The sequence below is a fragment of the Azospirillum sp. UFLA03-27 genome (assembly GCF_059803775.1).
The window spans coordinates 1-26,610 of sequence record NZ_JAUQTX010000073.1 but is presented as its reverse complement, the minus strand read 5'-3'; the positions used below and the strand labels follow the sequence as shown (position 1 = coordinate 26,610).

Sequence of the window (26,610 nt, the reverse complement as noted above, 5' to 3'; positions counted from 1 at the left end):
TCGGCATCTCTGCCGATCCCTTGCCGCCGTCGCGCTTCTCAGCGGCCCCGGCGTCGTGGGAGCCGGGTTATAGGCGGGTTGGATGAGACCGGCAAGAGCTTTTTTCACCGCCGTCCATTTTTTCGCGGCAGGGCTGGACGGCCGATGGTGGAGATCGACGACGACGCGGCGACGACCAGCGGGGCGAAGCGCTCCTCCGCCTCCTGCGGGGTGAAGCGCGAGCGCGAGACGGCAATGTTGATGGCACCGATGGGCGCGCCCGCCGGACCGACCACGGCCGCCGCGATCGACAGGTCGCCGTGGTAGTACTCCTCGAAGGCGGTGGCGTAGCCGAGATCGGCGGACCGCTCGATCTTCGCCAGCAGATCCTCGCGCTTCCAAGTGGTGTTCGGCGTGTAGGGGTGCAGGTCCATGCGGTCGATCAGATCGATGGCTTCCTCCATCGGCATCCGTGACAGCATCGCCACCCCCGGCGCCGTGCAGTAGGCGGGCATCCGCATCCCGAGGACGACGTCGGTGTTCAGCACATGGCGGCTCATGAAGCGCGACACGAAGACGATCTCCGTGTCGTCCAGCATGGTCAGATTGATCGTCTCCTCGGTCGTCTTGCTGAGATGCATCAGGTAGGGCATCGAGCGTTCGAGCAGCCCGTTGCCGCGCAGGTAGTGATGGCCGAGGTCGAGCGTCTTGACCGTCAGCTCGAACCGCTTCGTCTCCGGGTCCTTGTGCAGGTAGCCCAGCTTTTCCAGCGTGTGGGTGAAGCGCTGCGCCGCGCTCTTGTCCAGGCCGACGACGGAGGCGATCTGGGTCAGGCTCATCGTCGGACGCGCCGCGTCGAACGCGTTCAGCACACGGAACGCCTTCTCCACGGACATCACCATCAAGGGATCGCCGGCACGCGCGGCGCCCCCCTCCTTCACCGAGGCGTCCGCAACGGCAGTTGCGGATTCCGTGTCTGACTGTCGGGAAGACGGACGGCGCGGAGCCATGGCGATCGGTCCTGTGGTTCGTGTGCGAGAGATACCGTTGACAGGTCTAGCAAAGCAAGCCAAGCTATTCAATACCAAGTATCGTATTGCAATACGACGCGCCGCCCCGAGGGGCGCCGGAACATCCGCAAGGCGCGCGAAACGCCCCGCTTACAGGAGTGGTCCCGTGTTCAAATTCATCCTCACCGAGGTCCGCGGCCCGGTCGGCATCATCACGCTGAACCGCCCGGAGATCCTGAACGCCTGGAACGCCGCGATGCGCGACGAGCTGGTCGTCGCCTTCGACCAGTTCGAGAACCAGGACGGCGTGCGCGCGATCATCCTGACCGGGGCCGGGGACCGTGCCTTCGGCGCCGGGCAGGACCTGAACGAGACCAAGACCTTCGACGCCGACCGCGCCGAGGAGTGGGTGGCGGAGTGGGAGCGCCTCTACCACCGCATGCGCACCCTCTCGAAGCCGCTGATCATCGCGCTGAACGGCGTCGCCGCCGGCTCCGCCTTCCAGGTCGCCCTGCTCGGCGACTTCCGCATCGGCCATGCCGGGGTGCGCATGGGCCAGCCGGAGATCAACTCGGGCATCGCCAGCACCACCGGCCCGTGGATCATGAAGGAGATGATCGGTCTGGCCCGCACCATGGACCTGACGCTGTCGGGCCGGCTGATGGACGCCGAGGAGAGCCACCGCATCGGCCTGATCAACCGCATCGTCCCGCAGGACCGCGTGATGGCCGAATCGCTGGCCCTGGCCGAGGAGCTGGCCGCCAAGCCGCCGGTCGCCATGCGGCTGGACAAGCAGCGCTTCCGCGAGATGACCGAGGCCGGCTTCCGCGACGCCCTGGCCGCCGGCGTGCGCATCCAGCGCGAGGCCTACGCGTCCGGCGAACCGGCCCGGATGATGGAGGAGTTCCTCGCCAAGCGCGCCGCAAAGCGCGCGTAACTCGGTCTCAGGCCGCAAACACGACTCTTCCTGGGCGCAACGATCCGCCCACCCGCGCCGCCACGGCGGCGCTCCTTCACCGGGGCAACAGAGACGCCCCGACCGCAGAACAGGGAGTTTCACATGAGCAAGTCCACCTTCTCCATGGGCCGCCGCAGCCTGATGAAGGGAGCCGCCGGCGTCGCGCTGGGCGCCACCCTGCCCGCCGGGCTGCTCCGTCCGGCCTTCGCCGCCACGCAGATCACCGTCGCCGATCCGGGCGGCCCCTACAGCCCGGCCTTCCGCAAGGCCTTCTACGACCCGTTCGAGAAGGCGACCGGCATCAAGGTGGTCAACGTCGCCCGCGAGGCGGAGCCGACCGCCCAGTTCAAGGCCATCGTGGAGACCAAGTCCTACACCTGGGACGTCTGCACGCTGACCCTGTCGGCCCGCGACATCCTGATGAAGCAGAACCTGCTGGAGCCGCTGAACTTCACCACCGCGGACGCGCCCGGCCTGATGCCGGACTCGCTGACCAGCCATTGGATGGGCACCGACGTCTATTCGACCATTCTCGGCTACCGCGCCGACAAATTCGCCTCCAACGCCCCGCAGAGCTGGGCCGATTTCTGGAACGTCGAGAAGTTCCCGGGCCGCCGTTCGCTGCGCAAGAACCCCATCGACACGCTGGAGCAGGCGCTGCTCGCCGACGGCGTGCCGCTCGACCAGCTCTACCCGCTCGACGTCGACCGCGCCTTCAAGGCGCTCGACCGCATCAAGCCGCACGTCGCCGTGTGGTGGACCGGCGGCGCCCAGTCCAGCCAGCTCATCCAGAGCGGCGAGGTCGACATGATCGCCCTGTGGAACGCCCGCGCCCAGGCGGTGATCGACGGCGGCGCCCCCGTCAAGATCAACTGGAACCAGGGGCTCTACTCGATCGAGGGCTGGGGCATCCCGCGCGGCAACCCGCGCGCCGACGCCTCCCGCCAGTTCATCAAGTTCTGCGCCGACCCGGCCCGTCAGGCCGTCTTCACCGAGGTCCTGGCCTACGGCCCGACCAACCTCGACGCCTACAAGAGCATCCCGAAGGAGCGCGCCCCGGCGCTGCCGACCTTCGAAGACAATCTGAAGGTGATGACCATCGCCAAGGAGGATTGGTGGGGCGCCAACCGGTCGAAGATGAACGAGCGTTTCAACGCCTGGATTCTCGGCTAAGCCCGCCTGTCGGAAAGGAGACCCGCCGCCATGCTCTCACCGCTCGCACAGGCGCGGACAGCGCCGGTCCAGGCCGGAGCCGCCGCCACGCCGAAGCTGCTGGTCGACGGCCTGACCAAACGGTACGGCGCCATCACGGCGCTGGAGCCCACCCGCCTGGAAGTCCCGGCGGGCGAGTTCCTGACGCTGCTCGGCCCGTCAGGGTCCGGCAAGACCACGCTGCTGCAGATGATCTGCGGGCTGGTGGAGCCCAGCGGCGGGCGCATCCTGATCGACGGGCAGGACGAGACCCGGACGCCCGTGCACAAGCGGGACATCGGCCTCGTCTTCCAGCATTACGCCCTGTTCCCCCACCTGACGGTGGCGGAGAACATCGGCTTTCCCCTGCGCATGCGCGGCGTCGCCCCGGCGGACCTGACGCGGCGCGTGAAGGAGGCGCTGGAGATGGTCCATCTCGGCCATCTCGCCGGGCGCTTCCCCAAGGAGCTGTCCGGCGGACAGCAGCAGCGCGTCGCCCTGGCGCGCTGCTTCGTCTACCAGCCCTCGGTCATTTTGATGGACGAGCCGCTGGGCGCCTTGGACAAGAAGCTGCGCGAGCACATGCAGTACGAGATCAAGCGCCTGCACCGCGAGACGGGCGCAACGATCATCTATGTCACCCATGACCAGGAGGAAGCCCTGGCCATGTCGGACCGCATCTGCCTGATGAACCACGCCCGGATCGAGCAGCTCGGCACACCACACGACATCTACGCCCGCCCGAAGACCGCGTTTGCCGCCGACTTCATCGGCGTGTCGAACATCTTCCGCGGGCAGGTCCGGCGCGACGGCAGCGGGGCGCCCATGCTGGTCACCGGCAACGGCAGCTTCCGCCTGTCCGCCGACACGCCGGACAGCCAGGACGGCACGCTGGTCGTCCGTCCCGAACAGCTCGACATCGACGGCGACGGCGACAACGAGGTGCGCGGCGAGGTGGTGGACACCGTCTATGCCGGGTCCGAGACCCGCGTGCTGGTGTCACTCGGCGGCGAGGAGACGATCACCGTCCGCCTTCGCCGCGGCACCGCACCGCCGCGGCTGGGCGAGGTGGTCGCGGTGCGCTGGCGCGCCGACGCCGGGGTGCTGGTGTCATGAGCGCCGCCACCCTGAACCATGACGGTGCCTTCGCCGCGGCGCGGCGGCGGCTGCGCTTCGGCCCGCTGTGGCTGGCCGCCCCCGGCCTCGCCTTCCTGGCCATCTTCTTCCTGTTCCCGGTGCTGCGGCTGCTCGGCCTCAGCGTCCAGGATCTCGAGACCTCGGCCTGGACCGGCGACCATTACGCCCGCATCGTCGCCACGGACGTCTATTTCCGCGTCCTGATGAGCACCTTCCGCATCGCCGGGCTGACCGCCCTGCTGTCGCTCCTGTTCGGCTATCCGCTGGCCTATTGGCTGGCGCAGCTGCCGGAGCGCCAGCGCGGGCTGGCAATCCTGGCGGTGATGGTGCCCTTCTGGACCAGCTATCTGGTGAAGACCTTCGCCTGGATGGTCATCCTGGGGCGCACCGGCGTCATCAACCAGATCCTCTCCGGCACGGGGATGTCCCCCCTGCCGCTGCTGCACAACGAGTTCGGCGTGATGGCCGGCATGGTCCACGCCATGCTGCCGCTGGCCGTGCTGACCATGCTGCCGGTGCTGACCACCATCGACCGCCGGCTGGTCCAGGCGGCCGAGACGCTGGGGGCGCCGCCGGCCAACGCCTTCTGGCTGGTCTATTTCCAGCTCTCTCTGCCCGGCGTGGCGGCGGCCGGACTGCTCACCTTCATTTCCTCGCTGGGCTTCTTCATCGTTCCGGCGCTGCTCGGCGGGCCGCAGCAGACCATGCTGGCGCAGCTCATCATCACCCAGATCCAGGAGATGCTGAACTGGGCCTTCGCCGGCGCGCTGGCCACCTTCATGCTGGTCGCGGCGCTGGTCACCTGCTGGGTCTACGACCGGCTGTTCGGCCTGTCCTCCCTGTCGGGAGAGACCTCCGGGCGGACCGGCGCCGGCCAAGGGCATCTGCGCAGCGCCGGGATGAAAATCCTGTCGGCGCTCGCCAAGGCGTCGACGGCGCTGGGCGCCTCGGTCGGGCGGGCGCTGGGGCCGAAGATGATGGACCGGCTGCTGCCGCTCTATTCCGCGGCGGTGATCGTCTTCCTGGTCGCCCCGGCGCTGGTCGTCGTCCCCATCGCCTTCACCACCTCCCCCTTCCTCGATTTCCCGCCGCCGGGGTACGGGCTGGAGTGGTTCCGCGTCTACTTCAACTCCGACCTTTGGGTGTCGGCGACGATCCGCTCCTTCGCGGTGGCCTTCGCCACGGCGATCCTGGCGACGCTGGTCGCCGGTCTGGCCGCGCTGGCGCTCGCCCGCTCCTCCTCGCGCTGGCGGGGGGCGATCTTCGCCTTCTTCCTGGCGCCGATGATCGTGCCGCGCATCGTCATCGCGGTCGGGCTGTTCTACCTGTTCGCCCAGATCGGGCTGGTCGCCACCGACCTCGGCCTGATCATCGGCCACACGGTGCTGGCCCTGCCCTTCGCCTTCGTCGCCATCTCCGCGGTGGTCAAGGGGCACGACTGGCGGCTGGACCAGGCGGCGGCGACGCTGGGGGCGAACCGCTTCCGGACGCTGATGCTGGTCACCGTTCCGCTGATCCGCGGCGGTCTGGTGGCGGCCTTCCTGTTCGCCTTCATCACCTCCTTCGACGAGCTGACCGTGGCGATCTTCGTCAGCGGCGGCGTCAAGACCACGCTTCCGAAGCAGATGTGGGACGACATGATCCTCCAGTTGAACCCGACGCTGGCCGCCGTGTCCGTCGTGGTCTTCGCGATCGTGATGGCCCTGCTGCTGATGGCGGAATGGCTGCGCCGTCCGGCGCGGTGATCCGCAACCACACTCGGCCGTCACCAACCGACCAAACGCATTCGAGATTACGCATCATGTCCGATTTCGAAGAAGGGTTCGTCCGCCTGTTCACGCAGGCGGCCCGGACCGGACGCGCCCGCCTGTTCGCCCGCTTCAACGGCGAGGCGCTGAGCTTCGCCACGCTCGACCGCCAGTCCGACGGCGTGGCGGCGGAGTTGCGGCGGCTGGGGCTGAAGCCCGGCGATCGCGTGGCGCTGATGCTGCGCAACAGCCCGCTGGTGCTCTCCACCCTGTTCGGCCTCGCCAAGGCCGGGCTGGTCTGGGTGCCGATCAACGCCCAGCAGCGCGGCGAGGGCCTGCGCTACATCCTGGAGCATTCAGATCCCGGCGCCATCATCGCCGAGGTCGAGTTCCTGCCGGTGATCGCCGAGACGGGTGCTGTGCCCGCCGGCACGCCGCTGATCGTCCAGGGCGATCCGGCGGCGGCGCTGCGGCTGGAGACCCTGCTGGAGTCCGACGCCGCCTTCGAGCCGCCGCCGCCCGCCCCCGACGACACCTTCGCCATCATGTACACCTCCGGCACCACCGGGCGGCCCAAGGGCGTGCTGGTGTCGCACCGCATGATGCGGCTGGCCGGCGAGGCGGTGGCCCGCGTCTCGGCCGCCCGCGACGGCGACGTGCTGTTCGTGTGGGAGCCGCTGTACCACATCGGCGGCGCCCAGATGATCGTCATGCCGCTGATCCGCAGCGTGTCGCTGGCCATGGTCGACCGCTTCAGCGCCAGCCGCTTCTGGGATCAGGTGCGGGAGTACGGGGCGACCCACATCCACTATCTGGGCGGCATCCTGCAGATCCTGCTCAAGCAGCCGGTCTCGCCGCGCGACCATGACCACCCCGTGCGCATCGCCTGGGGCGGCGGCTGCCCCAAGGAGACCTGGACGCCCTTCGAGGAACGGTTCGGCGTGCAGATCCGCGAATGCTACGGCATGACCGAGGCGTCGAGCATCACCACCTGCAACGACGAGGGCGTGGTCGGCGCGGTCGGCCGCCCGATGCCGTGGTTCACCGTGGAGCTGCTGGACGGCGCCGGCCAGCCGGTGCCGAAGGGCGAACGCGGCGAGATCGTCGTCCGCACCGACCGCCCCGGCGCCATCTTCCCCGGCTATTTCCGCAACCCGGAGGCGACGGCCCGCGCGCTCAAGAACGGCGCCCTGCACACCGGCGACCTCGGCTCGCTCGACGAAGGCGGGACGCTGCTGTTCCACGGCCGGATGACCGACAGCGTGCGCTGCAAGGGCGAGAACGTCTCGGCCTGGGAGGTCGAGCATGTGGCGGCCACCCACCCCTCCGTCGAGGACTGCGCCATCATCGGCGTTGCCGCCGACGTCGGCGAACAAGACATCAAGCTGTTCGTGAAGCCGAAGGCCGGGGCGACGCTGGACATCCCGTCGCTGTCCGGCTGGCTCGGAAAGCAGCTCGCCCCCTACCAGAATCCGCGCTACATCGCGGTGGTCGAGGAGTTCGAGCGCACCCCCAGCCAGCGCATCATGAAGCACAAGCTGTCCCCCGCCTTAGACGGCTGCTGGGACCGGCTGGCCGGCTGACGGCGTCCCCACTCCCCCCGCATGCCGGCTGGCCTGCGGGGGATTTTTTTGGACACGGCTCCCGGCGCCCCCCACCGCCCCGCCGACGAAGCCCGATTTATTGGAAAGCCTTGGACATGCCGCTGCACCGCTGGTTTTCGAACCGCAAGTTATTGCACAAGATCCTCGTTCCGGTTCTCGTCCTGCTGATCGTCATCGCCAGCCTCGTCTGGACCGCCCGGAGCGCGATCTCCGATCTGACAAGCTCCACCGCCCGCATCACGGAGCTGGTCGCCGATCGGCTCGGCGCGACCATCGCCGTCCAATCGGCCCTGGGTGACGCTATGGACACCGAGGCGAACGCCATCGTCGCCTCGTCCCGCGAAGCCATCGACGCCGCCAACGCGCAGCTCACGGCCAACATTGCCAAGGCCCTGTCCGCCATCGACACGCTGGCCGCGGCCTATGACGATCCGGCGGAGCGCGAGAGCATCCAGGCCATCAAGTCGATCGTCGGTGAGTACGAGCGCGTTGCCCAGACCACCGTGCAACTGGCCCGCGGCTTCGACACCGACGGCGCCATCCGTGTGTCCATCGACGTCGGCCGGCCGGTCCGGCAGAAGCTGACCGCGGCGCTGGGCGAGCGGGTGGAGCAGAGCATGGCCGAGACTCGGGAGGCCGAGCGGCGGGCCACCGCCCTGTCCCAGCAGGTCATGACGCGGCTCTACACGGTCGCGGGCGCGGGCGTGCTGTTCGCCTTCGGCCTGCTGGGGTCCATCCTGCTGTTCTTCGTCGTGCGTCCACTGCACCGCCTGACGTCGGAGATGACCTCCATCGCCGCCGGCGACCTGACCGTCGCCATCCAGGGCACCGAGCGCACGGACGAGGTCGGCCTGCTCGCCCGCGCGCTCCAGGTCTTCAAGAGCAACGGGCTCGACATGCGCCGCCTCCAGGAGGAGAGCGACGCGCAGAAGCGCCAGATGGAGGCCGACCGCCGCGCCGCCATGCTGGCCCTGGCCGACCAGTTCGACGCCAACGTCCAGGGCGTGGTCCAGGCCGTCTCGCAGGCCGCCCGCCAGCTTCAGAGCAACGCGCAGACGATGACCGGCGCCGCCGAGACGACGACGGAACAGGCCTCCTCGGTCGCCGCCGCGACGGAGCAGGCGTCGGCCAACGTCGCGACGGTCGCCGCGGCGTCGGAGCAGCTGGGAAGCTCCATCGGGGAGATCGGCCGTCAGGTCAACGGTGCGGCGACGGTCGCCCGCGACGCCGTGGCCGAAGGAGAACGGACCAACGCGCTGGTGGAACGGCTGGCCAGCGCCGCCCAGAAGATCGGCGACGTCGTCAACCTGATCCAGAACATCGCCAGCCAGACCAACCTGCTGGCGCTGAACGCGACCATCGAGGCGGCGCGCGCCGGCGAGGCCGGCAAGGGCTTCGCCGTCGTGGCGGGCGAGGTCAAGGCGCTGGCCACCCAAACCTCCCAGGCGACCGAGGAGATCGCCAGCCAGATCACCGAGATCCAGGCGATCACCGAAGGCACCGTGACGGCCATCCGCAACATCGCCCGGACCATCGCCGACGTGGACGCCATCGCCGGGGCCATCGCCGCCGCCGTGGAGGAGCAGACCGCCGCCACGCACGAGATCGGCCGCAACATCCAGCAGGCGGCCCAGGGCACCCGGCTGGTCTCGGGCAACATCGGCGGGGTCAGCCAGTCGGCCACCGACGTGCGCGAGGCCGCCGCGGAGGTGCTGAACGCCGCGAACAGCCTGTCCCGCGACTCCGACCTGCTGCGCGACGAGATCCACGGCTTCATCGCGCGGGTCCGCGCCGGCTGACACCTTTGCACGAGCGTGACCCCCGCGTGACCATTTTCACATCACGCGGGGGTGGCGCCCCCAACGGCCGAATTCGTGGTAGCATGGCGCTCCACAGTCGGAAGCCTTTGGAAACCATGCCGAGCCTGTCCAGCGGCCTCAACGCCCTCATCGCCACGGTCCTGAGCAGCCACCCGTCGCTGCGGGTTCTGCCGGTGTCCCGCTACACCCGGGACCATGCCGCCGCTTATGCCGCCGCCAACGGGCGGGCCATCGCCCACGCCGTCGACGAGCGGGGGCGGCAGTCGCTCCTGGTCGCCCTGGCCGGGCTGGACTACGTCAGCGTCTGCGACCTCGACCACGACCTGACGGTTCCCGCCGAGCAGCCGGTGTCGCTGATCGTGCCCGAGCTGCGCGGCGGGCTGCTCGCCCGCTTCACCCCGCGGACCGCCGGGGACGTCTGCCGGATCGTCGAGGCCGTCTGCCCCTGATCCGCCCACGTCCCCGTTAAGGCCCCCGTCAAGGCACTCAGGCCGGCTGCATGCTGCCCGTCTGCTGGTAGCGCAGGTGCCAGGAGAAGGCCTCCTCCAGCAGATGCGGCGTATGGCCGCCGCGCTGCAGCGCCCGGCGGTGATAGTCCAGCGCCAGCTCGCGGTAGCTGGGATGGACGCAGTTGCGGATGATCGTCTCCGCCCGCTCGCGCGGGGCGAGGCCGCGCAGGTCGGCCAGACCGGTTTCCGTCACCAGGACGTCCACGTCATGCTCGTTGTGGTCGGTGTGGGTGACCATCGGCACGACGCTGGAAATCCTGCCGTCCTTCGCCAGCGACTTGGTGACGAAGATGGCGAGATGGGCGTTGCGCGCGAAGTCGCCGGAGCCGCCGATGCCGTTCATCATCTGCGTGCCGTTGACGTGGGTGGAGTTCACGTTGCCGTAGATGTCGCACTCCAGCGCCGTGTTGATGCCGATCACGCCCAGCCGGCGGATGACCTCCGGGTGGTTGGAGATTTCCTGCGGGCGCAGCAGCAGCCGGCCCTTGTAGCTCCCGATCCTTGGCAGGACCTCCGCGTATTTCCCGGCGCTCAGCGTGATCGAGGAGCCCGAGGCGAAGGTCAGCTTGCCGGCGTCGAACAGATCGAAGGTGCTGTCCTGCAGGACCTCGCTGTACATGGTCAGGTCGTGGAAGGGGCTGTCGATCATGCCGTGCAGCACGGCGTTGGCGATGGTCCCAATCCCGGCCTGGAGCGGGTTCAGCGAGCGGCCCAGCCGGCCCTGCCGCACCTCGCGGTCGAGGAACTCGATCAGGTGGCCGGCGATGTCCCGGGTCTCGCCGTCCGGCGGCAGGATGGTGGCGCTGCTGTCCTGCTTGCGGGTCACCACGATGGCCGCGATCTTCGACGGGTCGATGGGGATGTAGGGCAGGCCGGCGCGGCTCTCCGCCGTCACCACCGGGATCGGCTCTCGGAAGGGACGGCGCGTCGGGATGTAGACGTCGTGCATCCCCTCCAGGTCGAGCGGCTGGGTCAGGTTCAGCTCGACAATGACCTTCTCCGCCAGGATGGCGAAGGTCGCGGAGTTGCCGATGGAGGTGGTGGGGACGATCCCGCCCGTCTCGGTGATCGCGCAGGCCTCGATCACCGCCACGTCCACCGGACCCATCTGGCGGGAGCGCAGAAGCTCCACCGTCTCCGACAGGTGCTGGTCGACGAACATCACCTCGCCGTGGTTGATCGCCTTGCGCAGCACCGGATCGGCCTGGAACGGCAGGCGGCGGGCCAGCACCCCGGCCTCCGTCAGGATGCGGTCCACGTCGTTGCCGAGCGAGGCGCCGGTCATCAGCGTGACCTTCAGCCGCTCCGTCGCGGCGCGTTCGGCCAGCGCCAGCGGCACCGCCTTGGCGTCACCGGCGCGGGTGAAGCCGCTCATGCCGATGGTCATGCCGTCGCGGATCAGCAGGGCGGCCTCCTCCGGCGTCACCACTTTTCCCCACAGGGACTTCAGGCGAATACGGTCGCGGTACATGGTTATCCTTTGCACGTTCTCGGGCGTTTGTTGGCCGGCGATTGATTCGCTTTTATCGTTGAGGTCCGTCATAGGCCCCGCTTTCGCAGCGCTGCAATTGCCGGTCGATCATATCAGGGTGTCCTAATGGGCATGAATGGCCGCCTTGCGCCGTCGCCCCTCAAACGCCCGGTTGTGCCCCGGCACCGCCCTGGGGCATATGGATGGGTCGTCCGCCGGGAACCTTTCCGGCCACGGGAAAAGCCTGCCAGGGAGCCTCCGCCGATGCGTTTCTCTTCTCTCACCGACCGCATCCGCGGCGACCGCGTCGCGGCTTGGGACATCCATTTCGCCGCCTGGACCGCCAAGGGGCGCGGCGAGGACGTGATCGTGCTGAGCGTCGGCGACCCGGATTTCGACACCCCCGCCCCGGTGCGCGACGCCGCCATCGCCGCCCTGCACGCCGGCGACACCCACTACACTCCTATTCCCGGCCGTCCGGAGCTGCGCGCCGCGCTGGCCGGCGACGTCGCCCGCCGCACCGGCATGGCCGTCGAGCCGGAGAACGTCATCGTCTGCGCCGGGGCGCAGAACGGCCTGTTCAACGCCACGCTCTGCCTCGTAGAGGCGGGGGACGAGGTTCTGGTGCCGGAGCCGATGTACCTGACATACGAGGCCTGCGTCCGCGCGTCGGGCGCCACGCTGGTCCCGGTGGCCCCGGACGCCGCCACGCTCCGGCTGGACCCGGCGGCGCTGGCCGCCGCGGTCACCCCGCGCACCCGTGCCATCTTCCTGGCGACCCCCGCCAACCCCACCGGCATCGTGATGTCCATGGAGGAGTTGGAGGCCGTGGCCGACCTCGCCCGCCGCCACGATCTGTGGGTGGTCGCCGACGAGGTCTACGCCAGCCTGACCTTCGACCGGCCGCACATCGGCATCGCCACCCTGCCCGGCATGGCGGAGCGCACGGTGACCATCAACAGCCTGTCCAAGTCTCACGCCATGACCGGCTGGCGCGCCGGCTGGGTGGTCGCCCCGGCGCCGCTGGTCGCCCATATGGGCACGCTGGCGCTGTGCATGCTCTACGGCCTGCCGGGCTTCGTGCAGCAGGCGGCGCTGGTCGCCGTCGAGCAGGGCGACGAGGCGGTGGCGGCGATGCGCGAGGGCTACCGCCGCCGCCGCGACATCGCGCTGGAAGCGCTCGGCTCCGTTCCCAGCCTGCGCTGCCTGAAGCCGGAAGCCGGGATGTTCATGCTGGTGGACGTGCGCGGCACCGGCCTGCCGACCATGGAGTTCGCGTGGCGGCTGTTCCGCGAGACCGGCGTGTCGGTGCTGGACGCCGGAGCCTTCGGCCCGGCGGCGGCGGGCTGCGTCCGCCTGTCCTTCGCGGTCGGCGAGGCGGAGCTTGCGGAGGCCTGCCGCCGCATCGCCGCCTTCGTGACGGGGTTGGGTCTGGCGGCTGAGTAACGTAACCCTCTCCCCCTGGGGAGAGGGTGGCCCGTAGGGCCGGTGAGGGGGTTGCGCTTGTGCCGAACGTGGCGCCACGCGCAACCCCCTCACCCTAGCCCTCTCCCCGGAGGGGAGAGGGGATTCCTGACGCCCCTCGACGCTGTTACCGAGCGTTACAAATCTAATCCCTTCTGGACATATTCTGCGCGCGACGCCGTGATAGCGTCCCGCCGGGATCGGGGCTGGGTCGCCGGCCGCCCTCCCGACGCGACGTTCAGGACGACGCCCGCAGGCGATGAAGGACCCGATGGATTTGGACACGCCTCTCAAACCGCCGCCCGCGCCCGGGCCGGATAGCCACACCACGGCAGTACCGGAGGCCCGCCGGGACCAGTCGGCTCCCGACGCCCAGCGGACCGACGCGCCACGGCGCCGCTCGATCCTGGGCCGGGTGCTGGCGTGGCTGGTGGTGCTGGCGCTGATCGGCGGCGGGGTGTGGTGGTTCGCCTTCCGCCCGGCGCCGGAAATGGCGGCGCGCGGCGGCCCCGGCGGGTTCCGGCCCGGCATGCCGACCGCCTCGCCGGTGGTGACCGCCACGGTGGAGAAGGGCGACATGCCGATCCGGCTGAATGGGCTGGGCACCGTCTCCTCGCTCGCCACCGTCACGGTGCGCCCGCAGGTCGGCGGCCAGCTCACCCAGGTCGCCTTCACCGAGGGGCAGGCCGTGCGGAAGGGCGACTTCCTGGCGGAGGTCGACCCGCGGCCCTTCCAACTCGCCGTCGAGCAGGCCGAGGCCCAGCTTCTGCGCGATCAGGCGCTGTTGAAGAACGCCCGGCTGGACCTGGAGCGCTACCGCCTGCTGGTCAAGCAGGACTCCATCGCCAAGCAGCAGCGCGACACCCAGGAATCGCTGGTCCAGCAGTATGAGGGCACGGTGAAGGCCGATCAGGTGGCGGTGGAGAACGCCAAGCTGAACCTGTCCTACACCCGCATCACCGCACCCGTTTCCGGCCGCGCCGGCCTGCGGCTGGTCGATCCCGGCAACTACGTCACCGCGGGCGAGGCCGGCGGCATCGTCGTCATCACCCAGGTGCAGCCGATCTCCGTCCTGTTCACCCTGCCGGAGGACAACATCCCGGCGATCATGGCGCGGCTGCGCGACGGGGCGAAGCTGCCGGTCACCGCCTACGACCGGACGCGCGACCGCGTGCTGGCAACCGGCACGCTGACGACGGTGGACAACCAGATCGACGTGACCACCGGCACGGTCAAGCTGCGCGCCCAGTTCGACAACGCCGACCAGTCGCTGTTCCCCAACCAGTTCGTCAACGTTCAGCTTCTGGTGGACACGCTGGCCGGTGTGCCGATGGTCCCGGTGGCGGCGGTGCAGCGCGGGGCGCCCGGCACCTACGTCTATGTGGTGAACGGCGAGGACAGCACGGCCTCGGTCCGTCCGGTGACGCTGGGTGCCAGCGACGGGGCGAAGACCGTCATCACCCAGGGCGTGCAGCCCGGCGAGACGGTGGTGATCCAGGGCGCCGACCGGCTGCGCGAGGGCGCCAAGGTGGCGGCGACCGACGGCACGGCCCAGCCAGCGCCCCCCACCCCGTCCAGCGAAGGGCCGCGCCCGCAGCGCCGTCCCCAGCGCAACGCGTCGTAACGCGCGCCTGCCGCCATGAACATCTCCCACCCCTTCGTCGTCCGCCCGGTCGCCACCTCGCTGCTGATGCTGGCGATCCTGCTGGTCGGGGCGGTGTCCTACCGCTTCCTGCCGCTGTCGGCGCTGCCGGCGGTGGAATACCCGACGATCCAGGTCCAGACCTTCTTCCCCGGCGCCAGCCCGGAGGTGATGACCTCCTCGGTCACCGCCCCGCTGGAACGCCAGCTCGGCCAGATGCCGGGGCTGGTGCAGATGTCCTCGGTCAGCGCCGCCGGGGCGTCAGTCATCACGCTCCAGTTCGGGCTGGAACTCAGCATCGACATCGCGGAGCAGGAGGTGCAGGCGGCCATCAACGCCGCCGGGAGCCTGCTGCCCTCCGACCTGCCCGCCCCGCCGATCTACGCCAAGGTCAACCCAGCGGACGCGCCGATCCTGACGCTGGCCCTGACCTCCAAGACGCTGCCGCTGACCCAGGTGCAGGATCTGGCCGACAGCCGCTTCGCGCAGAAGCTGTCGCAGCTTCCCGGCGTCGGTCTGGTCAGCCTCAGCGGCGGGCATCGGCCGGCGGTGCGCATCCGCGCCAACGTCCAGGCGCTGGCCGCCTACGGCCTGAACATCGACGACCTGCGCAGCACCATCAACACGGCCAACGTCAACTCGCCCAAGGGCACCATCGACGGGCCGACCCGCAACTACACCATCAACGCCAACGACCAGCTCCGCCGGGCCGACGAGTACAAGGATCTCGTCGTCGCCTACCGCAGCGGCGCCCCAGTGCGCCTGTCCGACGTGGCCGAGGTGCTGGACAGCGCCGAGAACACCCGGCTGGGCGCCTGGATGAACGACACGCCGGCCATCCTCCTGAACATCCAGCGCCAGCCCGGCGCCAACGTGATCGAGGTGGTGGACCGGGTGAAGGAGATGCTGCCCAACCTGACCGCCGCCCTGCCCGGCTCGGTCGACGTCGCCGTCCTGACCGACCGCACCGTGACCATCCGCGCCTCCGTCGAGGACGTGCAGATGGAGATGATGGTGGCCATGGGGCTGGTGGTCCTGGTGATCTTCCTGTTCCTGCGCAACATCCCGGCGACGATCATCCCCAGCCTGTCGGTGCCGCTGTCGCTGGTCGGCACCTTCGCGGTGATGTATCTGGCGGGATTCAGCCTGAACAACCTGTCGCTGATGGCGCTGACCGTCGCGACCGGCTTCGTCGTCGACGACGCCATCGTGATGATCGAGAACATCGCCCGCCATGTCGAGCGCGGCGAGCCGCCGCTCCAGGCCGCGCTGAAGGGGTCGAAGCAGATCGGCTTCACCATCGTATCGCTGACCGTCTCGCTGATCGCGGTGCTGATCCCGCTTCTGTTCATGGGCGATGTGGTCGGCCGGCTGTTCCGCGAGTTCGCCATCACGCTGGCCGTCACCATCCTGATCTCCGCCGTCGTCTCGCTGACGCTGGTGCCGATGCTCTGCGCCAAGCTGCTGCGCCACCGCGAGCCGCGCGAGATGTCCGCCGTCGCCCGCCGCAGCGAGGCGTGGTTCGACGCGGTGATCGCCGGCTACGCCCGCACGCTGCGCTGGGTGCTTGACCGCCAGGGGGCGACGCTGCTGGTCGCCGTGGGCACGCTGGCGCTGACGGTGGTGCTCTACACCGCCATCCCCAAGGGGTTCTTCCCGGCGCAGGACACCGGCCTGATCCAGGGCGTGACGGAGGCCACCCAGTCCGTCTCCTACGCCGCCATGGCGGAGCGGCAGCGGGCGCTGGCGGCGGAGGTGCTGAAGGACCCCGACGTGGTCAGCCTGTCCTCCTTCATCGGGGTGGACGGCACCAACACCACGATGAACAGCGGGCGCCTCCTCATCAACCTGAAGCCGAAGGAGCAGCGGACGGACCATGTGGCCGACATCATCCGCCGCATCCGCCAGAACACCGCCGCCGTCCCCGGAATCGAGCTGTTCATGCAGCCGGTGCAGGACCTGACCATCGACGCCACGGTCAGCCGCACCCAGTACCAGTTCGTCCTTGAGGACGCGAATCCCGAGGAGCTGCGCGTCTGGGCGCCGAGGCTGCTGGACCGGCTGGCCGCGGTGCCGGAGATCACCGACGTCACCAGCAACCTTCAGGAGAAGGGGCTGTCGGCCGCCATCACCATCGACCGCGACACCGCCGCGCGCTACGGCGTCACCACGGCGGCCATCGACAACGCGCTCTACGACTCCTTCGGCCAGCGCATCGTCTCCACCATCTTCACCCAGGCCAACCAGTTCCGCGTGATCCTGGAGGCCGACCCGGACCGGATGACGGTGGACCAGCTTCTCACCTCCATCCATCTGCCCTCGGCGGGGGGCGGGCAGGTGCCACTGGCCGCCTTCGCGCGGATGGAGGTGCGCAACGCGCCGCTCCAGATCAACCATTTCGGGCAGTTTCCGGCGGTCACCGTCTCCTTTAACTTGGCGCCCGGAGTGTCGCTGGGCGCCGCGGTCAAGGCCATCGAGGCGGCGGAACAGGAACTCGGCCTGCCGGCCAGCGTGCTGACCCGCTTCCAGGGCGCCGCGCTGGCCTTCCAGGCGTCGCTGGGCAACCAGCTCCTGCTGATCCTGGCCGCCATCGTCACGATGTACATCGTGCTGGGCGTCCTCTACGAGAGCTACATCCACCCGATCACGATCCTCTCCACCCTGCCCTCGGCGGGGGTGGGGGCGCTGATCGCGCTGATGCTGGCCGGGCACGACCTGGACATCATCGCCATCATCGGCATCATCCTGCTCATCGGCATCGTGAAGAAGAACGCGATCATGATGATCGACTTCGCGCTCGACGCCGAGCGGGAGGAGGGCAAGCCCCCGCGCGAGGCCATCTATCAGGCCTGCCTGCTGCGCTTCCGGCCGATCCTGATGACGACCATGGCGGCGCTGCTCGGCGCCCTGCCGCTGATGCTCGGCACCGGCACGGGGTCGGAGCTTCGCCAGCCGATGGGCGTGTCCATCGTCGGCGGGCTGATCCTCAGCCAGCTTCTGACCCTCTACACCACGCCGGTGATCTATCTGGCCTTCGATCGGCTGGCCGCGCGCCTGCGCGGGCGTCCCGACGGGCTGAAGGAAGGGGCCGCGCGATGAGCTGGGCGGCCAACCTGTCGGCGCCCTTCATCCGGCGGCCGGTGGCGACGACGCTGCTGACGCTCGGGCTGGCGCTGGCCGGGGCGCTGGGCTTCGTCGGGCTGCCGGTGTCGCCGCTGCCGCAGGTGGACTTCCCGACCATCTCGGTCACCGCCTCGATGCCCGGCGCCAGCCCGGAGACGATGGCGGCCAGCGTCGCCACGCCGCTGGAACGGCATCTGGCGCAGATCGCCGACGTGACGGAGATGACCTCCTCCAGCTCCGCGGGATCGACGCGCATCACGTTGCAGTTCGGGCTGAACCGCGACATCGACGGGGCGGGGCGGGAGGTGCAGGCGGCCATCAACGCCGCCCGCGCCGACCTGCCGTCCAGCCTGCGCAGCAACCCGACCTACCGCAAGGTCAACCCCGCCGACGCCCCGATCATGATCCTGACCATGACCTCGGCGACGCTCAGCCAGGGGCAGCTCTACGATTCCGCGGCGACCGTGCTCCAGCAGAAGCTGTCGCAGGTCGAGGGCATCGGGCAGGTCAGCATCGGCGGCAGTTCGCTGCCCGCCGTGCGGGTGGAGCTGAACCCGCGCGCCCTGTTCCAGTACGGCATCGGGCTGGAGGACGTGCGGGCGGCCATCGCGTCGGCCAACGCCAACGCGCCCAAGGGCGCCGTCGAGGACGGGGAGCTGCGCTTCCAGATCTACACCAACGATCAGGCCCGCAAGGCGGAGGAATACCGGTCGCTGGTCATCGCCTACCGCAACGGGGCCGCCGTCCGCCTGTCGGACGTGGCCGAGGTGTCGGACAGCGTGGAGGATCTGCGCAACGCCGGAATCACCAACGGCAAGCCATCGGTCCTGCTGATGCTGAACCGCCAGCCGGCGGCCAACATCATCGAGACGGTCGACCGGGTGAAGGCCATGCTGCCGGAGCTTCGCGCCTCCATCCCCGCCGACATCGACCTATCGGTTTCCAGCGACCGCACCACGACCATCCGCGCCTCGCTGGCCGAGGTGGAGCACACGCTGATCATTGCCATCGGGCTTGTGGTGATGGTGGTGTTCCTGTTCCTGCGCAACGCGCGGGCGGCGCTGATCCCCAGCGTGGTCGTGCCGGTGTCTCTGGTCGCCACCTTCGGCGCCATGTATCTGCTCGGCTACAGCCTGAACAACCTGTCGCTGATGGCGCTGACCATCGCCACCGGCTTCGTCGTCGACGACGCCATCGTCGTGCTGGAAAACATCGCCCGCCACATCGAGAACGGCATGTCCCGCACCCAGGCGGCACTGCGCGGCGCGCGGGAGGTCGGCTTCACCGTCCTGTCGATGAGCGTGTCGCTGGTCGCCGTCTTCATCCCGATCCTGCTGATGGGCGGCATCGTCGGGCGGCTGTTCCGCGAATTCGCCCTGACCCTGTCCATCGCCATCCTGGTCTCGATGGTCATCAGCCTGACCACCACGCCGATGATGTGCGCCGTCCTGCTGCGCGAGCCGCGCAAGGCCAAGGAGCCGGGCCGCGCCATGGCCGCCCTGCGCCGGGCCGGGGCGCGGATCGGCGCCCAAATCGGTGGCGGCACGCTGCGCCTCTACGACCGCACGCTGACGGCGGCGCTCGACAACAGCCTGCTGACCATGGTGGTCTTCGCGGCGACCGTGGCGCTCAGCGTCCATCTCTTCACGATCATCCCCAAGGGCTTCTTCCCGCAGCAGGACACGGGTCGGCTGATCGGCTTCGTCGTGGCGGACCAGAGCACCTCCTTCACGCTGATGAAGGAAAAGATGGAACGCTTCGTGGCGCTGGTGCAGGCCGACCCGGCGGTGGACACGGTGGTGGGCTACACCGGCGGCAGCCGGACCAACAGCGGCTTCATGGCCGTCTCGCTGAAGCCGCTGGCGCAGCGCGACGTCACCGCCGACGCGGTGATCGCCCGACTGCGCACCCAGCTCACCCAGGTGCCCGGCGCCAACCTCTACCTGTCGGTCATGCAGGATTTGCGGGCGGGCGCGCGGCAGTCCAACGCCAACTACCAGTTCACGCTGCAGGGCGACACGCTGGACGAGTTGCAGACCTGGGCGCCCCGCCTGACCCAGGCCCTCCAGCAGGTGCCGGAGCTGACGGAGGTGAACTCCGACCAGCAGCAGCGCGGCTTGGCGCTGGAGGTGACGGTGGACCGCGACGCCGCGGCGCGGCTGGGCCTGTCCTTCAACCAGATCAACAACACGCTCTACGACGCCTTCGGCCAGCGCTACGCCTCGACCATCTACAACCCGCTGAACCAGTACCGCGTGATCATGGAGGTCGCCCCCCAGTACCGCGAGGACCCGGAGATGATGAAGGACATCCTCATCAGCAAATCCGGCGGGGCGGTCAGCGGAACGCAGGCGACCAGCGCCATCGCCGGGGCCGCCACCGCCGACACCGAGGCCGCGCGCAACCAGCGCATCAACCAGATCGCCACCACCGGCCGCACCGCCGCCTCCACCGGGTCGGCGCTCAGCACCGGCGTGGAGACGATGGTGCCGCTCTCGGCGATCGCCCGCGTCTCGCTGGAGAACACGCCGCTGTCGGTGAACCACCAGGGGCCGTTCGTCGCCACCACCCTCTCCTTCAACCTCGCCCCCGGCATCTCGCTGGGCGAGGGACTGGCCGTCATCCGCCACACCATGGACAGGATCGGCGTGCCGACCACCATCCAGGGCAGCTTCCAGGGCACCGCGCGGGTGTTCCAGCAGTCGATCGGTGACCAGCCGGTGCTGATCCTGGCGGCGCTGTTGGCCGTCTACATCGTGCTGGGCGTGCTCTACGAGAGCTACATCCACCCGCTGACCATCCTCTCAACCCTGCCTTCCGCCGGGGTGGGGGCACTGGTCGCTCTGATGGCTCTGGACAAGGAGCTGAGCATCATCGCGCTGATCGGCGTCATCCTGTTGATCGGCATCGTCAAGAAGAACGCGATCATGATGATCGACGTGGCGCTGGAGGCGGAGCGGAGCGAGGGGCTGGACCCGCGCACCGCGATCCACCGCGCCTGCCTGCTGCGCTTCCGCCCGATCATGATGACCACGGTCGCCGCCCTGCTGGGCGCCCTGCCGCTGGCGCTTGGCTCGGGCGACGGGGCGGAGCTGCGCCAGCCGTTGGGCATCGCCATCGTCGGCGGTCTGGTCGTCAGCCAGATGCTGACCCTCTACACGACCCCGGTCACCTACCTGTACCTCGACCGCTTCCGGCTGTGGTGCCGGCGGCGCTGGCGGCGCCCCGAGGCGGGTGTCGCGGCATGATGACCGATTTCGCCCATCGTAGCCCTCTCCCCTCTGGGGAGAGGGTGCCCGCGAAGCGGGCGGTGACGGGATTGCGCATGTCGGTCTGTCCGGCAAAAGCGCAGCCCCCTCACCCTAACCCTCTCCCCGCTTTCGGCGGACCGAAGGTCCGCCTGTCGCGTCAGCGCAAACTGTGTTTGCGCGTGAGCAGAGGGGAGAGGGGATTTGTCCTCTGGATGGACCTGACATGACGACGATCTTCAGGCGGCGCGCCCGTCTCCTGGGCACGGCGTTCGGCGCCCTCACCCTGCTGTCGGCCTGCGCGGTGGGACCGGATTACGAGCGGCCGTCCGCTTCCGTACCATCGGCCTACAAGGAAGGTGGCGTCACCCCCGTGGCCTTCGCACCGCCCCCTGTCCCGCGCGACGACGGCTGGCGCCCGGCCACGCCGGGACAGGCGGAGGCCGGACCCTGGTGGACCGTCTTCGACGATCCGGTGCTGGACGGGCTGATGCGCCGGGTGGAGGTGGACAACCAGAGTCTGAAGGTGGCGGAGGCCGCCTACCGCCAGGCGAAGGCGCTGTCGGATCAGGCCCGCTCCTCCTTCTTCCCCATCCTGTCGGTCAGCGGTGGCGCCGACCGGGCGGGAACCGTCGGGTCGGGCAACCGCAGCACTTCCGGCACCGGCATCAGCCGCAGCGGAACCCCGGTGACCACCTACGACGCCGGGCTGGGTGCGAGCTGGGCGCCGGACCTGTGGGGCCGCATCCGCCGGTCGGTGGAAAGCAACGACGCGAACCTCCAGGCCAGCGCCGCCGACCTCGCCGCCGCCCGCCTGTCGGCGCAGGCGCAGCTCGCCACCGCCTACGTCCAGTTCCGCGTGGCGGACGAGCGCAAGGCGCTGCTGGAACGGGCCATCGCCGCATACCGCCAGTCGCTGGAGATCGCCCGCAACCGCCACGCCGTGGGCACCGCGACGCTGGCCGACGTCTTCACCGCCGAAACCCAGGTCCGCTCCACCGAGTCGCAGCTCGTGGCGCTGGGGGTGCAGCGCGCCCAGTTCGAGCACGCCATGGCGGTTCTGGTCGGCCAGGCGCCCGCCGCCTTCGCGTTGGCCCCGGCACCACTGACCGCCGCGGTCCCGGCGATCCCGCCCGGCGTGCCCTCAGCCCTGCTGGAGCGCCGGCCGGACATCGCGGCGGCGGAACGGCAGATGGCCCAGGCCAACGCCCAGATCGGCATCGCGGAGTCGGCTTGGTACCCGGACGTGGTGCTGTCCGGCTCCCTCACCAACAGCGCGACGATCCTGCCCAAGCTTCTCCAGGCGCCGACGGCGATCTGGGCGGTCGGGGCGCAGGTCGCCCAGACCCTGTTCGACGGCGGCACGCGGACGGCCGAGGTGGAGCTGCGCCGCGCCGTCTTCGACCAGAGCGTGGCGCAGTATCGCCAGACCGTGCTGACCGCCTTCCAGGAGGTCGAGGACCAGCTCGCCGCCCAGCGCATCCTGGCCCGGCAGGCCGCCGTGCAGGACGACGCCGTGCGGCTGGCGCGCGAGGCGGAGCGGCTGACCCTGAACCAGTACCGGGCCGGTACCCTGCCCTACAGCAGCGTCCTGACCGCCCAGACCGCCGCCCTGTCGGACGAGGAAAGCGCCCTGTCGGTGCGGCAGAGCCGCCTGCTGGCCGCCGTCTCGCTTCTCCAGGCGTTGGGGGGCACTCCGCCAAGTTTTTAATCCGGGGGAAGGCCGGGCTACCCCTTCGGACTCCGCATCGAAAGTGGTGCGGGGATGGGGCGGTCAGTCCTTTGAAAAAATGGATAAAACCCGCGCAATTGCTGGCTGCGGGGGCGGTGCCGGGGTCAATCCGCTGGACGGGCTAGCCCGCAATTTCAGTAACGGCATGGGGAACTTGAGATTTATCTGAGTCCCGTGCGTTCAACCCTAAAGAAAAGCAGGCGCAGCATGATCCTCGATGCTCGCTCGGTGTCCTCGGGCACCAACCTTGACGCGGACCTCTGCATCGTCGGCGCCGGCGCCGCCGGGCTTGCCATAGCCCGTGCGCTGGCCGGTTCGCGCTGGAAGATCGTCCTTCTGGAGAGCGGCGGGCTCGACCCCGACGGCCACACCCAGTCGCTCTACGCCGGCGAGAATCTCGGCCTGCCCTACGAGCGGCTGTCCACCGCGCGCAGTCGCTATTTCGGCGGCAGCACCAACTGCTGGGGCGGCTTCTGCCGGCCTTTCGAGCCGATCGACATGGAGGCGCGGCCCTGGGTGCCGAACAGCGGCTGGCCCTTCGGGCCGGAAATGCTGGCCCCCTACTACGCACGCGCCCACAGCCACCTGAACCTGCCGTCGCGCATCTACGACAACGGCCATTGGGAGAAGACCCTGGCGCCGGACGGGATCGGGTTCCTGCCGGTGGAGGGCGGCGCCCTGGAGAACCGCGTCGCCCAGATCAGCGACCAGCCGCGCGTCGGCGTGACCTCCGTCGACGAGATCGTCCAGGCCGCGAACATCGCCTGCTATTTGAACGCCAACGTCACCGAGTTCGAGACCAACGACACCGCCACGGTGGTGGAGCGGGTGCGCTGCGCCGCCCTCAGCGGCGCCCGCTTCACCGTCACCGCGCGGCAGTTCGTCCTATGCTGCGGCGGCATCGAGAACGCCCGCCTGCTGCTGCTGTCCAACCGGGTGCAGAGCGCCGGGCTGGGCAACGGCCACGATCTGGTCGGCCGCTACTTCACCGACCACCCGCGCATCAAGGCCGGCTCCGTCCGCCTGACCGATCAGGCACGGCATCGCCGCCTCTACGACATGACGCTGACCCTGTCGCGCCGCCGGCTGAACGCCAAGCACCTTCCCGTCTCCGCCTCCCTGTCGCCGACGGTGGAGACTCAGCGCCGGCTGGGGCTGATGAACTCGCGCAGCTATCTGGTGGCGCAGTATCACGGCGAGGCAACCGCCGGGGTGCGGGCGCTGCACGACCTGCGCATGCTGATGTCCGACCGCCGCAAGTTCGGCCACGCCGAGGGCGACCTGCGCGCCCTGCTGCGCGAGGCGGTGCCGCAGATCGCGCTGAATCTGCCGAACCTCGCCTACGCGCTGTTCGACAATGTGGTCAACCCGGCCTGGGTGACGCGCAGCTTCCTGCTGGAAACCATCGTCGAGCCGGTGCCCAACCCCGACAGCCGCGTAACCCTGGCGACGGAGCGCGACGCGCTTGGCCTCAACCGGGCCGACACGGTGTGGCGCCTGACCGAGCAGGACCGCGACAACTTCCTGCGCACCAACGCGCTGGTGCGGACGGAGCTGACCCGCAACGGCCTGATCACGGTGACCGAGACCGACCCGCAGGACGCCGCCGAGCGCGCCTGGGCGGAGCGCATCTCCTGGTGCTGGCACCATATGGGCACCACCCGCATGCACGACGACCCGAAGCAGGGTGTGGTCGACGCGCGCTGCAAGGTGCATGGGATGCACAACCTGTACATCGGCGGCAGCTCGGTCTTTCCCAGCATGGGGTGCGACCACCCGACCATCAACCTCGTGGCGCTGGCCTTCCGCCTCGCCGAGGAAGTGTCGGCCCAGCTTCAGCACGACCGCGCGGTCACTCTGGAGGGCCAGCAGGCGGCGTGATTCGCCGGTCCGGCACGGGCGGGGAGCGATCTTCCCGCCCGCAACCTCCAATCCCGGCCCCAATCCCGGTTGACCGAGAAATCAACTCAACTACTCTTGGAGCAAGAAGGGTCCAAGGGACAAGGGACGTTGGGGACGGGGATGGCGGACGATATCGGGACGGGAAATCCGGACCTCATGCTGCGTTTTCAGGCCATGCTGGACACGGTGCCGGACGGGGTCGTCATCATCGATGCCGAAGGGCGCATCCAGACCTTCAACCCGGCCTGCGAACGGCTGTTCGGCTGGACCGCCGCCGAGGTCATCGGCCACAACGTCAAGATGCTGATGCCGCCGCCCTACCGGGAGGAGCATGACGGCTATCTGGAGCGCTACCACCGGACCGGGGAACGCCGGATCATCGGCATCGGGCGGGAGGTCACCGGCCTGCGCCGCGACGGCACCACCTTCCCGATGGAACTGTCGGTCGGCGAGGCCTGCCGGGAGGCGGGTGGCGGCGGGGTCTACATCGGCATCATCCGCGACATCAGCGAGCGCAAGCGGGCCGAAACCGCCCTGCGGGAGCGCGAGGCCCGCCTCACCTCCATCCTGGAGACCGTGCCCGAGGCGATCATCGTCATCAGCGAGCGGGGACTGATCGAGTCCTTCAGCCCGGCGGCGGAGCGGCTGTTCGGCTACAGCGCCGCCGAGGTGACGGGGCAGAACGTCAGCCTGCTGATGCCCTCCCCCTACCGGGAGCAGCACGACCGCTACATGGACCATTATCTGACCACCGGGGAGCGCCGGATCATCGGGATCGGACGGGTCGTCTCCGGCCTGCGCCGCGACGGCTCGGTCTTCCCCATGGAGCTGGCGGTGGGTGAGGTGCAGCTGGCCGGGCATCGCTGCTTCACCGGCTTCATCCGCGACCTCACCGAGCGGCAGGCCACCGAAAAGCGCCTTCAGGAGCTTCAGGCGGAGCTTCTGCACGTCAGCCGGGTCAGCGCCATGGGCCAGATGGCCTCCACCCTGGCCCACGAGCTGAACCAGCCGCTGACCGCCGTCATCAACTACGCCAAGGCGGTGAAGCGCCTGCTCGACCGTCCGGATGGGGCGGACAAGGCGCGGGAGACGATGGACAAGGCCACCGCCCAGGCGGCCCGCGCCGGCCAGATCATCCGCCGCCTGCGCAACTTCATCGAGAAGGGCCAGACCGAGCACACGGTGGAGAGCATCGGTAAGGTGGTGGAGGAGGCCAGCGCCCTCGCCCTGGTCGGCGCCAAGGAACGCGGCGTCCATGTCCGGCTGGAGATGAGCGGCGACGAGCGCCCCGTGCTGATCGACAAGATCCAGATCCAACAGGTCGTCCTCAACCTCGTCCGCAACGCCATCGAGGCCATGGCCGAGTCGGAGATTCGGGAACTGACGGTCACCACCGGCCCCGATCCGGAATCGGCGGCGCTGATGCGCGTCACCGTCCGCGACACCGGCCCCGGTCTGAACGAGACCGTGCTGGCCCAGCTTTTCCAGCCCTTCGTCACCACCAAGGAGAAGGGGATGGGACTCGGCCTGTCGATCTGCCGGTCGATCATCGAGGCCCATGGCGGCCGCCTGTGGTTGGAACCGGGGGACCGAGGGGCCACCTTTGCCTTCACCGTGCCGGTTGCCGGAGAGGATGATGCGCCCTGAGTCCCCATTGCCGCCCGAATTATCCCCGTCGGACATGACGGTCTTCGTCCTGGACGACGACGAAGCGGTGCGCGATTCCGTCGTGATCCTGCTGGAATGCGAGGGATTCCGGGTCGAGGGCTTCGCGTCCCCCCTCGCCTTCCTGGAATCGGACGCGCCGTCGCGTCCCGGCTGCCTGCTGGTCGATGTGCGGATGCCGCAGATGAGCGGGCTCGACGTGCAGGAGCGCTTGGTGCAGGAGGGGCGCGGCCTGCCGGTGATCGTGATGACCGGCCACGCCGACGTTCCCCTGGCGGTGCGGGCGATGAAGGCCGGCGCCGTCGATTTCGTGGAGAAGCCTTTCGACGAGCAGGCCCTGATCGGCAGCGTGAAGACCGCCCTGGCCCTGTCTCTTATACACATCTCCGAGCCCACGAGACTATAAC

At 69.4% G+C, this 26,610-nt stretch carries 17 protein-coding genes; 15 read left to right on the top strand and 2 right to left on the bottom strand.

The window, feature by feature from the left end:
* Window positions 1-104 precede the first annotated feature (104 nt).
* Complete coding sequence (locus Q4I23_RS13415) at window positions 105-881, bottom strand: IclR family transcriptional regulator (RefSeq protein ID WP_498526543.1); 777 nt, start codon at window positions 879-881, stop codon at window positions 105-107.
* A 274-nt stretch (window positions 882-1,155) separates the two neighbouring features.
* Between Q4I23_RS13415 and Q4I23_RS13410 the strand changes: the two genes are divergently transcribed.
* From Q4I23_RS13410 to Q4I23_RS13380, 7 genes are all read left to right on the top strand, one after another.
* Entirely contained in the window at window positions 1,156-1,926 is a 771-nt protein-coding gene (locus Q4I23_RS13410; RefSeq protein ID WP_040136931.1) for an enoyl-CoA hydratase/isomerase family protein, read from the top strand.
* A gap of 123 nt (window positions 1,927-2,049) precedes the next feature.
* Entirely contained in the window at window positions 2,050-3,120 is a 1,071-nt protein-coding gene (locus Q4I23_RS13405) for an ABC transporter substrate-binding protein (RefSeq protein ID WP_498526542.1), read from the top strand.
* 30 nt (window positions 3,121-3,150) lie between these two features.
* Complete coding sequence (locus tag Q4I23_RS13400) at window positions 3,151-4,254, top strand: ABC transporter ATP-binding protein (protein ID WP_498526541.1); 1,104 nt, start codon at window positions 3,151-3,153, stop codon at window positions 4,252-4,254.
* Window positions 4,251-6,020, top strand: coding sequence for an ABC transporter permease subunit (locus Q4I23_RS13395; protein ID WP_498526540.1), 1,770 nt, complete (start codon window positions 4,251-4,253; stop codon window positions 6,018-6,020). The genes Q4I23_RS13400 and Q4I23_RS13395 overlap by 4 nt, the downstream gene beginning before the upstream one ends.
* Before the next feature lie 56 nt (window positions 6,021-6,076).
* Window positions 6,077-7,606: an AMP-binding protein gene (locus tag Q4I23_RS13390; protein WP_498526539.1), complete on the top strand. Its 1,530-nt coding sequence runs from the start codon at window positions 6,077-6,079 to the stop codon at window positions 7,604-7,606.
* Between the two features lie 116 nt (window positions 7,607-7,722).
* Window positions 7,723-9,426, top strand: coding sequence for a methyl-accepting chemotaxis protein (locus tag Q4I23_RS13385; protein ID WP_454016320.1), 1,704 nt, complete (start codon window positions 7,723-7,725; stop codon window positions 9,424-9,426).
* A 116-nt stretch (window positions 9,427-9,542) separates the two neighbouring features.
* Window positions 9,543-9,896, top strand: coding sequence for a hypothetical protein (locus Q4I23_RS13380; protein WP_498526538.1), 354 nt, complete (start codon window positions 9,543-9,545; stop codon window positions 9,894-9,896).
* A 37-nt stretch (window positions 9,897-9,933) separates the two neighbouring features.
* Here Q4I23_RS13380 and scpC read toward each other — a convergent pair whose 3' ends face one another.
* Window positions 9,934-11,427 carry a succinyl-CoA:acetate CoA-transferase ScpC gene (gene scpC, locus Q4I23_RS13375; protein WP_498526537.1) on the bottom strand — a complete coding sequence of 498 codons (1,494 nt, stop codon included), beginning with the start codon at window positions 11,425-11,427 and terminating at the stop codon, window positions 9,934-9,936.
* Between the two features lie 264 nt (window positions 11,428-11,691).
* Here scpC and Q4I23_RS13370 point away from each other — a divergent pair, with 264 nt between their 5' ends.
* The 8 genes from Q4I23_RS13370 to Q4I23_RS13335 all read left to right on the top strand — a co-directional run bounded on the left by Q4I23_RS13370 (window position 11,692) and on the right by Q4I23_RS13335 (window position 26,609).
* On the top strand, window positions 11,692-12,873 hold the full coding sequence (locus Q4I23_RS13370; protein ID WP_498526536.1) for a pyridoxal phosphate-dependent aminotransferase: 1,182 nt from the start codon (window positions 11,692-11,694) through the stop codon (window positions 12,871-12,873).
* A 289-nt stretch (window positions 12,874-13,162) separates the two neighbouring features.
* Complete coding sequence (locus Q4I23_RS13365; protein WP_498526535.1) at window positions 13,163-14,515, top strand: MdtA/MuxA family multidrug efflux RND transporter periplasmic adaptor subunit; 1,353 nt, start codon at window positions 13,163-13,165, stop codon at window positions 14,513-14,515.
* Between the two features lie 15 nt (window positions 14,516-14,530).
* Entirely contained in the window at window positions 14,531-17,632 is a 3,102-nt protein-coding gene (locus Q4I23_RS13360) for an MdtB/MuxB family multidrug efflux RND transporter permease subunit (RefSeq protein ID WP_498526534.1), read from the top strand.
* The gene (locus Q4I23_RS13355; protein ID WP_498526533.1) at window positions 17,629-20,904 is read left to right on the top strand and encodes an efflux RND transporter permease subunit; all 3,276 of its coding nucleotides are present in this window, start codon (window positions 17,629-17,631) and stop codon (window positions 20,902-20,904) included. The genes Q4I23_RS13360 and Q4I23_RS13355 overlap by 4 nt, the downstream gene beginning before the upstream one ends.
* 226 nt (window positions 20,905-21,130) lie before the next feature.
* The gene (locus Q4I23_RS13350) at window positions 21,131-22,615 is read left to right on the top strand and encodes an efflux transporter outer membrane subunit (protein ID WP_498526532.1); all 1,485 of its coding nucleotides are present in this window, start codon (window positions 21,131-21,133) and stop codon (window positions 22,613-22,615) included.
* A gap of 228 nt (window positions 22,616-22,843) precedes the next feature.
* Window positions 22,844-24,517, top strand: a complete 1,674-nt coding sequence (locus Q4I23_RS13345; protein ID WP_498526531.1) for an FAD-dependent oxidoreductase — start codon at window positions 22,844-22,846, stop codon at window positions 24,515-24,517.
* Between the two features lie 177 nt (window positions 24,518-24,694).
* Window positions 24,695-26,185 (top strand): PAS domain-containing sensor histidine kinase, encoded by a 1,491-nt coding sequence (locus Q4I23_RS13340; RefSeq protein ID WP_498526530.1) that lies wholly within the window; start codon window positions 24,695-24,697, stop codon window positions 26,183-26,185.
* A gap of 34 nt (window positions 26,186-26,219) precedes the next feature.
* Window positions 26,220-26,609: a response regulator transcription factor gene (locus Q4I23_RS13335; protein WP_498526529.1), complete on the top strand. Its 390-nt coding sequence runs from the start codon at window positions 26,220-26,222 to the stop codon at window positions 26,607-26,609.
* Window position 26,610: the final 1 nt, after the last annotated feature.

Bases quoted from the DNA above. Each gene is read 5' to 3' on its own strand.
- Q4I23_RS13405 (WP_498526542.1), top strand. From the start codon at position 2,050: ATGAGCAAGTCCACCTTCTCCATGGGCCGCCGCAGCCTGATGAAGGGA.
- Q4I23_RS13345 (WP_498526531.1), top strand. From the start codon at position 22,844: ATGATCCTCGATGCTCGCTCGGTGTCCTCGGGCACCAACCTTGACGCG.
- Q4I23_RS13370 (WP_498526536.1), top strand. From the start codon at position 11,692: ATGCGTTTCTCTTCTCTCACCGACCGCATCCGCGGCGACCGCGTCGCG.
- scpC (WP_498526537.1), bottom strand. From the start codon at position 11,427: ATGTACCGCGACCGTATTCGCCTGAAGTCCCTGTGGGGAAAAGTGGTG.
- Q4I23_RS13335 (WP_498526529.1), top strand. From the start codon at position 26,220: ATGACGGTCTTCGTCCTGGACGACGACGAAGCGGTGCGCGATTCCGTC.
- Q4I23_RS13355 (WP_498526533.1), top strand. From the start codon at position 17,629: ATGAGCTGGGCGGCCAACCTGTCGGCGCCCTTCATCCGGCGGCCGGTG.
- Q4I23_RS13395 (WP_498526540.1), top strand. From the start codon at position 4,251: ATGAGCGCCGCCACCCTGAACCATGACGGTGCCTTCGCCGCGGCGCGG.
- Q4I23_RS13350 (WP_498526532.1), top strand. From the start codon at position 21,131: ATGACGACGATCTTCAGGCGGCGCGCCCGTCTCCTGGGCACGGCGTTC.
- Q4I23_RS13415 (WP_498526543.1), bottom strand. From the start codon at position 881: ATGGTGATGTCCGTGGAGAAGGCGTTCCGTGTGCTGAACGCGTTCGAC.
- Q4I23_RS13390 (WP_498526539.1), top strand. From the start codon at position 6,077: ATGTCCGATTTCGAAGAAGGGTTCGTCCGCCTGTTCACGCAGGCGGCC.
- Q4I23_RS13340 (WP_498526530.1), top strand. From the start codon at position 24,695: ATGCTGCGTTTTCAGGCCATGCTGGACACGGTGCCGGACGGGGTCGTC.
- Q4I23_RS13380 (WP_498526538.1), top strand. From the start codon at position 9,543: ATGCCGAGCCTGTCCAGCGGCCTCAACGCCCTCATCGCCACGGTCCTG.
- Q4I23_RS13400 (WP_498526541.1), top strand. From the start codon at position 3,151: ATGCTCTCACCGCTCGCACAGGCGCGGACAGCGCCGGTCCAGGCCGGA.
- Q4I23_RS13385 (WP_454016320.1), top strand. From the start codon at position 7,723: ATGCCGCTGCACCGCTGGTTTTCGAACCGCAAGTTATTGCACAAGATC.
- Q4I23_RS13360 (WP_498526534.1), top strand. From the start codon at position 14,531: ATGAACATCTCCCACCCCTTCGTCGTCCGCCCGGTCGCCACCTCGCTG.
- Q4I23_RS13365 (WP_498526535.1), top strand. From the start codon at position 13,163: ATGGATTTGGACACGCCTCTCAAACCGCCGCCCGCGCCCGGGCCGGAT.